Consider the following 13,400-nt stretch of genomic DNA (forward strand, 5'->3'; position numbering starts at 1 on the left):
GGAGCAAATGCTCCACAATTGCTAACATCGCAGCGGCGCCGTGCGGATTGCGGGCCGCGCATCCGCTCAACGGTGGACAGCGATTCATCCGATCGGCTGATTGCCGGGGTGAATATTTTACTAACATAATATTGCACAGGTTGTGGATTGAAGGACCGATGGACATGAACGACAAGGCAGGCATGATCGGCCCAGAGCTGCCGTCGGTGTCGATCGTCATCCCCGCTTATAACGAAGAGCGCTTCATCGGCAGATGCCTGGAATCGTGCCTTGACCAAACGTCCATTCCGGACGAGATCATCGTGGTCAATAACAAGTCGACGGACGCTACGGCATCGATTGTGCGCTGGTATCAGTCGCAGTATCCGCACGTCGACATACGCATGCTCGATCAAAACGAGTATCAAGGCATCGCGCCGACCCGCAACTGCGGGTTCGACGCCGCGCGAAGCGACGTCATCGGCCGCATCGACGCCGATTCCCTGCTCGCCCAGGACTGGGTTGAGACGGTTCGCCGCCGCTTTGCCGATCCGGCCATCGACGCCGCGACCGGACCGGTCCTGTACTACGACATGCCGATGCGCGGGCTGTTTTTCCGGATCGACCACAACACCCGCACCAGGCTGCATCGAAAGTCCACCGACCAGCGGTTTCTGCTCGGCGCCAACATGGCTCTGCGCGCCTGTGCCTGGCGAGCCGTCAGCGACCAGACCCTGCTGGACCTGGAAGATCAGCTGCACGAAGATATCGACCTCGCGGTGGTGTTGTTCAAGAACAAATTCGAGGTCGTCTACGAACCCGCCCTGGTTGCCGGAATGTCGGGCCGGCGGGTGGAATCCTCCGCGCGTGACTTCTACCGGTATTCCACCCGGTATCTACGCACCACCAAAGTGCACGAGGTGAAGAGCGGTACGGCGCTGATGACGATATTCATCATGATGACGCTCTACCCATCGATCCGCACGCTGCGCTTCTTCTACGACGTGGAGAACAACCGGTTCACCTCGGCCAAACTGCGCCAGAAGCTGCGCAGGCGTGGCAGACGGGCTGGCCTGGTCGAAACGGCAAAGCCGGTGCTGGTTCAGGACAACCAGGACGATGTCGTCGTAGTGCACGATCAGGCTGCCTGACGCCCTGCCGCGACGCACTCGACGTGCGGCGCTTGGGCTGCTAGAGGTCTGCCCGGATAGCATGGTCGCGATCGTTTTGACACGATCGCCAGACCTTCGACAGACATCCCAGCCTTGGAGATCACGCGATGAGCGCCCCCCCGATCCGGGTACCTGCCGGGACTACCGCGGCCGCCGCCGTCGGCGATGCGGGGTTGCCCAGGCGGGGCTCGCCGGATGCGATCGTGGTGGTACGCGACGCCGACGGGAAGCTGCGTGACCTGAGTTGGGTTCCCGACACCGACGCCGAGGTCATACCGGTGCCGGCCAACACCGACGAGGGGCGCAGCGTCATCCGCCACTCGGCCGCGCACGTATTGGCACAAGCCGTCCAGAACCTGTTCCCGCAGGCCAAACTGGGCATCGGGCCGCCCATCGCCGACGGCTTCTATTACGACTTCGACGTGGCCGAGCCGTTCACACCCGAAGACTTGCAGGCGCTGGAAAAGCGGATGCGCCAGATCGTCAAGGACGGGCAGCTGTTCGACCGGCGGGTATACGAATCCAAGGATCAGGCTCGCGCCGAGTTGGCCGGCGAGCCGTACAAGCTCGAACTGGTCGACGACAAGTCCGGTGACGCCGAAATAATGGAGGTCGGGGGCGACGAGCTGACCGCCTACGACAATCTCAATCCCCGTACGCGCGAACGGGTCTGGGGCGATTTGTGCCGCGGCCCGCACATCCCTACCACCAAGCACATCCCGGCGTTCAAGCTGACCCGCAGCTCGGCGGCCTATTGGCGCGGCGACCAGAAAAATGCCAGCTTGCAACGCATCTACGGGACGGCGTGGGAGTCGCAGGAGGCCCTCGACAAGCACTTGGAGCTCATCGAAGAGGCGCAGCGTCGCGATCACCGCAAACTCGGCGGCGAGCTGGACCTGTTCAGCTTTCCCGACGAAATCGGTTCCGGCCTGGCCGTTTTCCACCCCAAGGGCGGAATCATCCGGCGCGAGCTGGAGGAGTACTCGAGGCGCAAGCACGAGCGGGCGGGCTATGAGTTCGTCAACACCCCGCACGTCACCAAGGAGCAGCTGTACATCACCTCGGGCCACCTGGAGTGGTATGCCGACGGCATGTTCCCGCCGATGCACATCGATGCGGAGTACAACGCGGACGGCACGGTGCGCAAACCCGGCCAGGACTACTACCTCAAGCCGATGAACTGCCCGATGCACCACCTGATCTATCGGGCCCGCGGCCGGTCCTACCGCGAACTTCCGTTGCGGCTCTTCGAGTTCGGCAGCGTGTACCGCTACGAGAAGTCCGGGGTGGTGCACGGCCTGACCCGGGTGCGCGGCATGACCCAGGACGACGCGCACATCTACTGCACCCGCGAGCAGATGCGGGACGAGTTGAGCTCGGTGCTGCGGTTCGTGCTCGACCTGCTGGCCGACTACGGGCTCAACGACTACTACCTGGAGCTGTCCACCAAGGACCCCGACAAATACGTGGGGTCCGACGAGGTGTGGGAGGAGGCCACCGAGATCCTGCGGGAGGTCGGCGAGGCCTCGGGTCTGCAGCTGGTGCCCGATCCGGGCGGTGCAGCGTTCTACGGCCCCAAGATTTCGGTGCAGGTCAAAGACGCCCTGGGGCGTAGCTGGCAGATGTCGACGCTGCAGGTCGACTTCAACATGCCGGAGCGGTTCGAGCTGGAATACACCGCCTCCGATGGCTCGCGGCAGCAGCCGGTGCTGATCCACCGGGCGCTCTTCGGGTCGATCGAGCGGTTCTTCGGCATCCTCACCGAGCACTACGCGGGGGCGTTCCCGGCTTGGCTGGCGCCGGTTCAGGTGGTCGGCATCCCGGTCGCCGACGAACACGTCGATTATTTGAAAGACGTAGCCGCGCAACTGAAGTCGCATGGCGTGCGGGTTGAGGTGGACGCCAGCGACGATCGGATGGCCAAGAAGATCGTGCACCACACCAACCAGAAGGTGCCGTTCATGCTGCTGGCCGGCGACCGCGACGTGCAGGCGGGCGCGGTGAGTTTCCGGTTCGGTGACCGCACCCAGATCAACGGAGTGGCCCGCGACAATGCGGTGGCGGCCATTGTGGACTGGATCGCCGGTCGCGAAAACGCTTGTCCCACAGCAGAACTGGTGAAGGTGCCCGACCGTGAGTGACGAGCAGCCCAACGCGGATCGCGCCGACAACACCATCTTGGACCGCGGTGTGGGCCAACGTGACCAGCTGCAGCGGTTATGGACGCCGTACCGGATGAACTACCTTGCCGAAGCGCCCAAGAAGCGCGACGACGAAGCCCCGGCGCAGCCGTTCAGCGACATCCCGCACCTGTCCGACGAAGACGGTCTGCTGGTTGCCCGCGGCGAGTTCGTCTACGCCGTGCTCAACCTGTACCCCTACAACCCCGGCCACCTGATGGTGGTGCCGTACCGGCGGATATCGGAGCTGGAGGACCTGACGGGACCGGAGAGCACTGAGCTGATGGCGTTCATCCAGAAGGCGATTCGCGTCATCAAAAGCGTCTCGCGCCCACACGGTTTCAACGTGGGAATAAACCTGGGCACCTCAGCGGGTGGATCGCTGGCCGAGCACCTGCACGTGCACGTGGTGCCGCGCTGGGGCGGCGATGCGAACTTCATCACCATCATCGGCGGGTCCAAGGTGATCCCCCAGTTGCTGCGCGAGACTCGCCAGCTGCTTGCCGACGAATGGGCCCAGCAATCATGAGCAAGCTGCCGTTCTTGTCCCGGGCGTTCTTTGCGCGGATCACCAACCCTCTTGCCAGGGCGGCGTTGCGGGTTGGCCTTACCCCGGATGCCGTCACGGTTATCGGTACCACCGCGTCGGTAGCGGGTGCGCTGGTGCTGTTTCCGATGGGCAAGCTGTTCGCGGGCGGATGTGTGGTCTGGTTCTTCGTACTCTTCGACATGCTCGACGGTGCGATGGCCAGAGAGCGCGGGGGAGGAACCCGGTTTGGTGCAGTGCTGGACGCCGCCTGTGACCGGATCAGCGACGGCGCGGTGTTCTGCGGGCTGTTGTGGTGGATTGCGTTTCACATGCACGACCGCCTGCTGACGGTGGCGACGCTGATCTGCCTGGTCACCTCGCAGGTGATCTCCTACATCAAGGCCCGGGCCGAAGCCAGCGGACTGCGCGGCGACGGCGGCATGATCGAGCGCCCGGAACGGCTGATCATCGTCCTCACCGGTGCCGGTGTCTCGGACTTTCCGTTCGTGGCGTGGCCGCCGGCACTGCCGGTGGGAATGTGGGTGCTTGCGGTGGCCAGCCTGATCACCTGCGGGCAGCGGCTCTACACGGTTTGGACGTCACCGGGTGCCACCGATCGCGTGGTTGCCCAGAAGAAGAGCGAGCCATGATGCCCACAGCGGCCGGTCTGCGACTGCCCGGTATGCCGCGCCGGTTGACCAGCCGCTTCACCGGCACCGCGACCGATTGGGCCTATGCCGCCGGCTGGATGGCCGTGCGGGCCATGCCGGAGTTCGCCGCGCGCAACGCCTTCGACACCGGGGCGCGCTACGCGGCCCGCCGCGGCGGGCCCGAGCAGCTGCGCAAGAACCTGGCCCGCGTCATCGGGGTACCGCCGGCCAAAGTGCCGCAATCGCTGATGCGTGCCTCGCTGGCGTCCTACGGCCGGTACTGGCGGGAGGCGTTCCGGCTGCCGACGATGGATCACGCCGCGATCGCGCGTCGCCTAGACGATGTGATCCTGGGGTTGGACCACCTGTACGCGGCGCTGGACGCCGGCCGCGGGGCTGTGATCGCGTTGCCGCACAGCGGAAACTGGGACATGGCCGGGATATGGGTGGCCCAGCGATACGGCACCTTCACCACCGTTGCCGAGCGGCTCAAACCCGAGTCGCTCTACCAGCGTTTCATCGACTACCGCGAAGGCCTCGGCTTCGAAGTGCTGCCGTTGTCCGGCGGTTCGCGACCGCCGTTCGAGGTGCTCTGCGACCGCTTGCGCGACAACCGGATCGTGTGCCTGATGGCCGAGCGGGACCTGACCCGCACCGGTGTCGAGGTCGATTTCTTCGCCGAGCCGACCCGGATGCCCGCCGGCCCGGCCAAGCTCGCGATCGAAACCGGGGCTGCGCTGCTCCCGACACACTGCTGGTTCGAACCCAACGGCTGGGGTTTCCAGGTCGATCCGGCGCTGGACTGCAGCAGCGCCAACGTCGCAACCGTCACTCAGGCGCTGGCAGACCGGTTCGCGGTCAACATCGCCGCTCACCCCGCCGACTGGCACATGCTGCAGCCGCAGTGGCTGGCCGATCTGTCCGACGAGCGCCGGGCCAGGCTGAACTCCAAATGAGAAAAGCCTGATGCGGATCGGGATGATCTGTCCGTACTCGTTCGACGTTCCGGGCGGGGTGCAGTCTCATGTGTTGCAGCTGGCCGAGGTGATGCGCGAGCGCGGTCACGAGGTGAGCGTGCTCGCACCGGCGTCGCCGCATGCCAGCCTGCCCGACTACGTCGTCTCCGCCGGCAAAGCCGTTCCCATTCCCTACAACGGGTCGGTGGCCCGCCTGCGGTTCGGGCCGGCGACCCACCGCAAGGTGAAAAAATGGCTGGCCGAAGGCGATTTCGACGTGCTGCACCTGCACGAGCCCAACGCGCCCAGCCTGTCGATGCTGGCCCTCAACATCGCCGAGGGCCCGATCGTGGCGACGTTTCACACCTCGACCACCAAGTCGCTGACGCTGACCGTCTTCCAGGGCATCCTGCGCCCGATGCACGAGAAGATCGTCGGGCGCATCGCCGTGTCGGATCTGGCCCGGCGCTGGCAGATGGAGGCACTGGGTTCCGACGCGGTGGAGATCCCCAACGGCGTGGACGTCGATTCGTTCGCCTTGGCGTCGCGGCTGGACGGGTACCCGCGGGCCGGCAAGACGGTGTTGTTCCTCGGCCGCTACGACGAGCCGCGTAAGGGAATGGCGGTCCTGCTCGGTGCCCTGCCCAGGCTGGTCCAGCGCTTCGCGGATGTTGAGCTGCTGATCGTCGGACGCGGCGACGAGGAGCAGTTGCGCAGCCAGGCCGGCGAATTGGCCGTTCATCTGCGCTTCCTGGGGCAGGTGGACGACGCCGGGAAGGCATCGGCGATGCGCAGCGCCGACGTCTACTGCGCGCCCAACACCGGCGGTGAGAGTTTCGGCATCGTCCTGGTCGAGGCCATGGCCGCGGGCACTCCGGTGGTGGCCAGCGACTTGGACGCGTTCCGGCGGGTGCTGCGCGACGGTGAAGTCGGCTGCCTGGTGCCCGTCGATGACAGCGCCGCACTTGCCGATGCATTGATCTCGGTGCTCGACGACGAGGCAGTGCAGCGGCGCTACGTGGCGGCCGGATCCGAGGCGGTGCGCCGCTACGACTGGTCGGTGGTGGCCACCCAGATCATGCGGGTATACGAGACGGTCGCCGGCTCGGGCGCCAAAGTTCAGGTGGCCAGCTAGTGCTCTGGCTGATCGTCGTTGTCGCGGTGCTGCTGGCGCTGCTGATGGTGTTCGGCGCCTGGGCATACCAGACCGCAAACCGGCTCAACCGGTTGAATGTCCGCTACGACCTGTCGTGGCAGGCGCTGGACGGTGCGCTGGCCCGGCGTGCGGTGGTGGCGCGCGCCGTCGCCGTCGACGCTTATGGCGGAACGTCTAACGCCAGCACCTTAGGCCGGCGGTTGGCCGCCCTGGCTGATGCCGCCGAACGCGCCCCGCGGCAGGCGCGCGAGGCATGTGAGAACGAACTTTCCGCCGCACTGGCGACGGTTGACCCCGCGTCGCTGCCGGCGGCGCTGATCGCCGAACTGGCCGACGCCGAAGCGCGGGTGCTGCTGGCCCGCCGGTTCCATAACGATGCGGTGCGCGACACTCTGGCCCTGGGCGCTCGACCCTTGGTGCGCAGGTTTCATCTCGGTGGAACCGCCGTGTTGCCAAGCTATTTCGAGATCGCCGAGCGGCCGCACGCCTTGGCGCACACCGATCACGGGGTGCTCAACCACCGCACCTCGGCGCGCGTGGTGCTCCTCGACGACACGGGCGCGGTATTGCTGCTCTGTGGTTCGGATCCGGCCAAACCGAACGACAAAACGGCCAAGTGGTGGTTCACCGTGGGCGGGCAGGTGCAGCAGGGCGAACGGCTGGCCGAGGCCGCCGCGCGCGAACTGGCCGAAGAAACCGGGCTGCAAGTCGCGCCCGCGGATCTGGTGGGGCCGGTCTGGCGGCGCGACGAGGTGTTCGAGTTCAACGGCTCGATGATCGACAGCGAGGAGTTCTACCTGGTCTACCGGACGCGCCGGTTCGAGCCGTCCAGCATCGGACGGACGGAGCTGGAACGCCGCTACATCCACGGCTTCCGCTGGTGTACCGCGAAGGACATCGCCGAGCTGGTCGCCGGCGGGCAGCTGGTCTACCCGTTGCAACTGGGCGAGCTGCTGCCCGCAGCCAATCGGCTGGCGGATGCGGCACTCGACGAGCAGACCGCCGGCGCCCCGCAGCCCATCCGGTGACGGTCAGGCCGGCCGCAGGAACGCCGGTGGCGCCAATCCCAGGTCGGCCAGGGCATTCCCGACGCCCTGCAGAGCTCCCTGCTGTAGCTGAGCTGCGACGGTGATCGGGTCGAAGTGCGGGAACAGTCCCGCCGGGGTGGGCACGTCCTGGTAGCCGGCGCGGTCATAGCCCAACTCGACGAGCACCCGCAGATCGGGCTGGACCAAGTCGGCCAGCGGGTTCCCCACCAGCGGGACCGCGCGAAGCGGTTCCAGCAGCGGCAGATTGTGGCTGGGAATCAGCAGGTAGGTGGTCAGCGTATCGGGCGACGAAACCGGCTGGACCACGGCCGAAGCGATCTGGGCGGGCGTGAGATCCAGGTAGCCCGAGTGCACGTAAATCATGCCCGCGAACGCGTTCGCGTCGGCGACCAGGTTGATCGGGAACTGGGGGAAGTCGGCCTGGCCGTCGTATTGAATCGCGTAGTCCAGGGTGGGGTAGGCGTTGGCCGGAGTGGCTCCGAAGAACGGCAGGTCCAGCACCGGAATGTAGAGACCGGCGAAGCGTTCCAGGAAGCCGCCGTTGGGGCGATTGGGATTCGCGGCGAGCACGAACGACAAGTCGTCGGGGCTCGGCCGCAGGTCGGCCGGCAGGCTCATCAGATGGCGCATTTCCAGGGTTGCGACCGACGAACTCTGGGAGTAGCCGAACACTAAGGTGCGGTTGCCGAGTTGGGCCATGATCGCGTCGTCCAGGACGCGGGCGCTCTGCGTGATGGACTGGCCGAAGGTCAGGCTGGTCAGACCCGTCAGCGGCCAGTACTGCTCCGGTGTGTAGAGGCCTTGGGTAATGAAGCCAGGGTGGTAGGGAGCGATGAACAGCTGGTCGACGAGTGCGGCATAGCTAGCCGTCGGCGACATGAAGGCCGTACCCATGGCGAATGCGGTGCCCGGCCCCGTCACCGACGCAGTGATGGGGCTCAAACTGCCCGCGGCGGCCGGATTCAGGCCGCTGAACGCGGCCGCGGGCACGTTGTGCAGCAGCTGCTGCCATGGCGTCAACTCCGTGACCAGCGTCGACACGCTGGTGTAATAGCCGGCCATGGCGGCAACGTCCTGGGCCCACATCTGTTCGTATTGGGCCTCGACCGCCGCGATCGCCGGGGCGTTGAGGCCCAGCAGGTTCGAGCTGATCAGCGACCACAGCCCAGTCCGGTTAGCGCTGACCATCGCCGGGTGCACGGTGGCCACCAGCGCGGTCTCGAATGCGCTCGCTGCCGTGCGTGCCTGGACGGATGTGTGCAGTGCATGCTCGGCCGCCACGCGCAGCCACGCCAGATACGGCGCGGCGGCGGCCGTCATCGCTACCGACGCGGGGCCCTGCCAGGATGCGCCGACCAGGCCGGAGGTGATCGCCTCGAACGAGGCCGCGGACGTCTGCAGGTCAGCGGCCAGCCCGTCCCAGGCGGCCGCTGCCGCCAGCATCGGTTCCGGGCCGGCACCGGCATACAGGCGTGCCGAGTTGATCTCCGGCGGCAAGATGGTGAACTTCATGGTTCGTTCTTCTCAGCGTCTTGCTCAGCTGCATGCGGCTGCCGCCACGACATGCGCGGCTGAGTGATTAGCAACGAAAATTCAGGTCCTCCCCGACAAGGACCTTGGCAGAGCGCCGGGATGACCCTACGACACGGCGGACGTATTAGAAGGGGGTTCGAAAAAATCCGTTGAATTTCGTCGGTGCCGTCAATGCCGTTGGCGCAGAAGGGGGTTGCTGGGCGAGCGGATCAACGTGCATAGTGGCACAACTCAGGTGTTGCTGACCATTAGACTGATGCGGCGTCGAACGGGAGAAGAAGCTAGTGGATACCTCAAATCAGCCCCAGCAGGTTTCCGGCCGGACCGGCACCGCGCGGGTCAAGCGTGGCATGGCCGAAATGCTCAAGGGCGGCGTCATCATGGACGTCGTCACCCCGGAGCAGGCCCGTATCGCCGAAGGTGCGGGTGCGGTGGCGGTGATGGCGCTGGAGAGGGTGCCCGCCGATATCCGCGCCCAGGGTGGCGTATCGCGGATGAGCGACCCCGACATGATCGAGGGCATCATCTCTGCGGTCACCATCCCGGTGATGGCGAAAGCACGTATCGGTCACTTCGTCGAGGCGCAGATCCTGCAGAGCCTCGGCGTGGATTACATCGACGAGTCCGAGGTGCTGACTCCGGCCGACTACAGCCACCACATCGACAAGTGGAAGTTCACCGTGCCCTTCGTCTGCGGGGCAACCAATCTCGGTGAGGCGCTGCGGCGCATCAACGAAGGCGCGGCCATGATCCGGTCCAAGGGCGAGGCCGGCACCGGCGACGTCTCCAACGCGACCACTCATATGCGGGCCATCGGCGGCGAGATCCGCCGGCTGACGTCGCTGTCCGAAGACGAATTGTTCGTCGCCGCAAAGGAATTGCAGGCACCCTACGAGCTGGTCGTCGAGGTGGCGCGGGCCGGCAAGTTGCCGGTCACCATGTTCACCGCCGGTGGCATCGCCACACCCGCCGACGCCGCGATGATGATGCAACTCGGCGCCGAGGGCGTGTTCGTCGGATCGGGCATCTTCAAGTCCGGCGATCCCGCCCAGCGTGCGGCTGCGATCGTCAAGGCCACCACCTTCTACGACGACCCGGACGTGCTGGCCAAAGTCTCGCGCGGGCTGGGCGAGGCGATGGTGGGCATCAACGTGGACGAGATCGCGCAGCCGCATCGACTGGCCCAACGCGGCTGGTAGCCGAAGGCTATTGGTGGCGATCGAAGAGATCCTTGACCTAGAACAACTCGAGGTCAACATATACCGCGGCAGCGTCTTCAGCCCGGAATCAGGTTTCCTGCAGCGCACTTTCGGCGGCCACGTGGCTGGACAGTCGCTGGTGTCGGCGGTGCGCACGGTCGACCAGCGCTACCGGGTTCACTCGCTGCACGGTTACTTTCTGCGGCCCGGGGATGCGCTGGCGCGCACGGTTTTCCTCGTCGAACGCACCCGGGACGGCGGATCGTTCGCCACCAGGCGGGTCAACGCCGTTCAGCACGGCGAGATCATTTTCAGCATGGGGGCGTCCTTCCAGACAGAGCAGGATGGCATCGGCCATCAAGACCCCATGCCGGCCGCGCCGCCACCGGACGGGCTGCCCGGGCTGAACTCGATCAAGGTGTTCGACGACGCGGGGTTCAAGCAGTTCGAGGAGTGGGACGTCTGCATCGTGCCGCGCGAGCGCCTGCAACTCTCGCCCGGCAAAGCCGCACAGCAGCAGGTGTGGTTTCGCCACCGTGATCCGCTGCCCGACGACCAGGTGCTGCACATCTGCGCGCTGGCCTACATGAGCGACCTGACGCTGCTGGGCTCGGCGCAGGTCACCCACCTCGACGTCCGGGAGCATCTGCAGGTGGCATCGCTGGACCACGCAATGTGGTTCATGCGGTCGTTCCGGGCCGACGAATGGCTGCTCTATGACCAGTCCTCGCCGTCGGCCGGCGGTGGCCGTGCGCTTACCCAGGGCAAGATCTTCACCCAGCGTGGCGAGATGGTTGCGGCGGTAATGCAGGAGGGGCTGACCCGCTATAAGCGCGGATTCCAGCCGTGACGCCCAAGATCGGGGTGCTGGCCCTGCAGGGCGACACCCGTGAGCACCTGGCCGCGCTGGGCGAATGCGGAGCCGAGCCGATGACGGTGCGCCGCCGAGAGGAACTCGACGCGGTGGATGGTTTGGTGTTACCCGGGGGCGAATCCACCACCGTGAGCCACCTGCTGTCGGCCCTGGACCTGCTGGAACCGCTGCGCGCGCGGCTGGCGGACGGACTTCCGGCCTACGGGTCGTGCGCGGGCATGATTTTGCTGGCCAGCGAGATCCTGGACGCCGGCGTGAACGGGCGCCAGGCGCTGCCGTTGAGTGGAATCGATATGACCGTGCGGCGCAACGCTTTTGGACGCCAAGTCGACTCCTTTGAGGGCGACCTGCCGTTCGCGGGGTTTGACCGGCCGGTGCGCGCGGTGTTCATCCGGGCGCCGTGGGTTGAGCGGGCGGGCGACGGTGTCGAGGTGCTGGCCCGCGCTGACGGTCACATCGTCGCGGTGCGTCAGGGCCATGTGCTGGCGACGGCCTTTCACCCCGAAGTGACCGGCGACCGTCGCGTGCACCAGATGTTCGTCGACATGGTCAACGGGCGGGCGTGACGCTCGGCGCAACCCGTCGCCCACGTAGACTCGGCAGGCGAACTTGTCCAGTGAAAGAGGTAAGACACACCGATGAGCGGCCATTCCAAGTGGGCGACCACCAAGCACCAGAAGGCCGTCAAAGACGCCCGCCGTGGCAAGGAGTTCGCCCGGCTGATAAAGAACATCGAGGTCGCAGCCCGTACCGGCGGCGGCGACCCGGCAGGCAATCCCACGCTCTACGACGCCATCCAGAAGGCGAAGAAGACCTCGGTGCCCAACGACAACATCGAGCGTGCCAGGAAGCGAGGCGCCGGCGAGGAAGCCGGCGGCGCCGACTACCAGACGATCATGTACGAGGGCTACGGACCCAACGGGGTCGCGGTGCTGGTCGAGTGCCTGACCGATAACCGCAACCGGGCCGCGAGCGAAGTGCGGGTGGCGATGACGCGCAATGGCGGCGCCATGGCCGATCCGGGGTCGGTGGCCTACCTGTTCTCTCGCAAGGGTGTGGTCACCCTGGACAAGAACGAGCTGACCGAGGACGACGTGCTGATGGCGGTGCTCGAAGCCGGTGCCGAGGACGTCAACGACCTGGGTGACAGCTTCGAGGTGATCTCCGAGCCGGGCGACCTGGTCGCGGTGCGCAGCGCCTTGCAAGACGCCGGCATCGACTACGAGTCGGCCGAGGCGGGATTCCAGCCGTCGGTCAGCGTTCCCGTCGACGTCGACGCCGCCCGCAAGGTGTTCAAGCTCGTCGACGCGCTCGAGGACAGCGACGATGTGCAGAACGTCTGGACCAATGTCGACCTCTCCGATGAGGTGCTGGCCGCCCTCGACGAGGAATAGGCCTCCGGATTCAATAGCTGTTCAATATCTCGCCGCTAGCTTTGCACCGATGAAATCTGCCGTGTGCGGCTGCGTTGGTGAGGTGTGCGATGTCGTTCGTAAGCGTGTCTACGGAATTGGTTGCCTCGGCGGCCGCAGAGCTGGCAGGCGTCGGTTCGGCGGTGGGTGCGGCTAGCGCCGCCGCCGCCGCGCCGACGACACAGATCATGGTCGCGGCCGCCGACGAGGTGTCGGCGGCGATCGCCGAGCTGTTCGGTAGCCACGGCAGGCAGTACCAGGAGATCACCGCTGCGGCCGCGGCTTTTCAGGAGCGGTTCGTGCAGGCGCTGTCGGGCGGCGCGGCTCTCTATGGCAGTGCCGAGTCGCTCAATGTTGAGCAGCTGCTGCTGGGCCTGATCAACGCGCCTACCGAGCTGTTGCTCGGTAGGCCGCTGATCGGTAACGGAGCCGACGCCACGGCAGCCGGCGCTACGGGCGGGGCCGGTGGCCTGTTGTGGGGCAATGGCGGTGCAGGCGGCACGGGTGCACCGGGCCACGCCGGTGGGCGGGGTGGCGACGCGGGACTGATCGGCGCCGGCGGAGTCGGCGGTGCCGGCGGAGCCGGCGCGGCCGGCGGTGTGGGCGGTACGGGCGGCTGGTTGTGGGGTGCCGGCGGTGTGGGAGCTACGGGTCCGGTCGGCGGTGTGGCCGGTACCGGTGGCGACGGCTCGATCGGCGGTAACGGCGGGG

General features: G+C 66.4%; 13 protein-coding genes. 12 read left to right on the plus strand and 1 reads right to left on the minus strand.

The window, feature by feature from the left end:
* Window positions 1–164 precede the first annotated feature (164 nt).
* The 7 genes from AWC27_RS11860 to AWC27_RS11890 all read left to right on the plus strand — a co-directional run bounded on the left by AWC27_RS11860 (window position 165) and on the right by AWC27_RS11890 (window position 7,650).
* Window positions 165–1,130 carry a glycosyltransferase family 2 protein gene (locus AWC27_RS11860; protein WP_211281611.1) on the plus strand — a complete coding sequence of 322 codons (966 nt, stop codon included), beginning with the start codon at window positions 165–167 and terminating at the stop codon, window positions 1,128–1,130.
* A gap of 128 nt (window positions 1,131–1,258) precedes the next feature.
* On the plus strand, window positions 1,259–3,292 hold the full coding sequence (gene thrS, locus AWC27_RS11865; RefSeq protein WP_085670663.1) for a threonine--tRNA ligase: 2,034 nt from the start codon (window positions 1,259–1,261) through the stop codon (window positions 3,290–3,292).
* Complete coding sequence (locus tag AWC27_RS11870; RefSeq protein WP_085670664.1) at window positions 3,285–3,860, plus strand: ATP adenylyltransferase; 576 nt, start codon at window positions 3,285–3,287, stop codon at window positions 3,858–3,860. The genes thrS and AWC27_RS11870 overlap by 8 nt, the downstream gene beginning before the upstream one ends.
* Entirely contained in the window at window positions 3,857–4,510 is a 654-nt protein-coding gene (gene pgsA, locus AWC27_RS11875) for a phosphatidylinositol phosphate synthase (RefSeq protein ID WP_085670665.1), read from the plus strand. The genes AWC27_RS11870 and pgsA overlap by 4 nt, the downstream gene beginning before the upstream one ends.
* Window positions 4,507–5,466 (plus strand): phosphatidylinositol mannoside acyltransferase, encoded by a 960-nt coding sequence (locus tag AWC27_RS11880; protein ID WP_085670666.1) that lies wholly within the window; start codon window positions 4,507–4,509, stop codon window positions 5,464–5,466. The genes pgsA and AWC27_RS11880 overlap by 4 nt, the downstream gene beginning before the upstream one ends.
* 10 nt (window positions 5,467–5,476) lie before the next feature.
* The gene (locus tag AWC27_RS11885; protein WP_085670667.1) at window positions 5,477–6,601 is read left to right on the plus strand and encodes a glycosyltransferase family 4 protein; all 1,125 of its coding nucleotides are present in this window, start codon (window positions 5,477–5,479) and stop codon (window positions 6,599–6,601) included.
* A gap of 44 nt (window positions 6,602–6,645) precedes the next feature.
* Window positions 6,646–7,650: an NUDIX hydrolase gene (locus AWC27_RS11890; protein WP_276075410.1), complete on the plus strand. Its 1,005-nt coding sequence runs from the start codon at window positions 6,646–6,648 to the stop codon at window positions 7,648–7,650.
* Window positions 7,651–7,653: 3 nt separating this feature from the next.
* Here AWC27_RS11890 and AWC27_RS11895 read toward each other — a convergent pair whose 3' ends face one another.
* Window positions 7,654–9,183 (minus strand): PPE family protein, encoded by a 1,530-nt coding sequence (locus AWC27_RS11895; protein ID WP_085670669.1) that lies wholly within the window; start codon window positions 9,181–9,183, stop codon window positions 7,654–7,656.
* 305 nt (window positions 9,184–9,488) lie between these two features.
* Between AWC27_RS11895 and pdxS the strand changes: the two genes are divergently transcribed.
* The 5 genes from pdxS to AWC27_RS11920 all read left to right on the plus strand — a co-directional run.
* Window positions 9,489–10,403, plus strand: coding sequence for a pyridoxal 5'-phosphate synthase lyase subunit PdxS (gene pdxS / locus AWC27_RS11900; protein WP_085670670.1), 915 nt, complete (start codon window positions 9,489–9,491; stop codon window positions 10,401–10,403).
* Between the two features lie 13 nt (window positions 10,404–10,416).
* Entirely contained in the window at window positions 10,417–11,253 is an 837-nt protein-coding gene (tesB, locus tag AWC27_RS11905; protein ID WP_085670671.1) for an acyl-CoA thioesterase II, read from the plus strand.
* On the plus strand, window positions 11,250–11,843 hold the full coding sequence (pdxT, locus tag AWC27_RS11910) for a pyridoxal 5'-phosphate synthase glutaminase subunit PdxT (protein ID WP_211281612.1): 594 nt from the start codon (window positions 11,250–11,252) through the stop codon (window positions 11,841–11,843). The genes tesB and pdxT overlap by 4 nt, the downstream gene beginning before the upstream one ends.
* Before the next feature lie 72 nt (window positions 11,844–11,915).
* Window positions 11,916–12,671 carry a YebC/PmpR family DNA-binding transcriptional regulator gene (locus AWC27_RS11915; protein WP_085670672.1) on the plus strand — a complete coding sequence of 252 codons (756 nt, stop codon included), beginning with the start codon at window positions 11,916–11,918 and terminating at the stop codon, window positions 12,669–12,671.
* A gap of 89 nt (window positions 12,672–12,760) precedes the next feature.
* Window positions 12,761–13,400: PE family protein (locus AWC27_RS11920; RefSeq protein ID WP_139836938.1), on the plus strand; the 640-nt coding region annotated here is incomplete at its 3' end.

Origin of the sequence: Mycobacterium szulgai (assembly GCF_002116635.1) — a bacterium.
Taxonomy (GTDB): Bacteria; Actinomycetota; Actinomycetes; order Mycobacteriales; family Mycobacteriaceae; genus Mycobacterium; species Mycobacterium szulgai.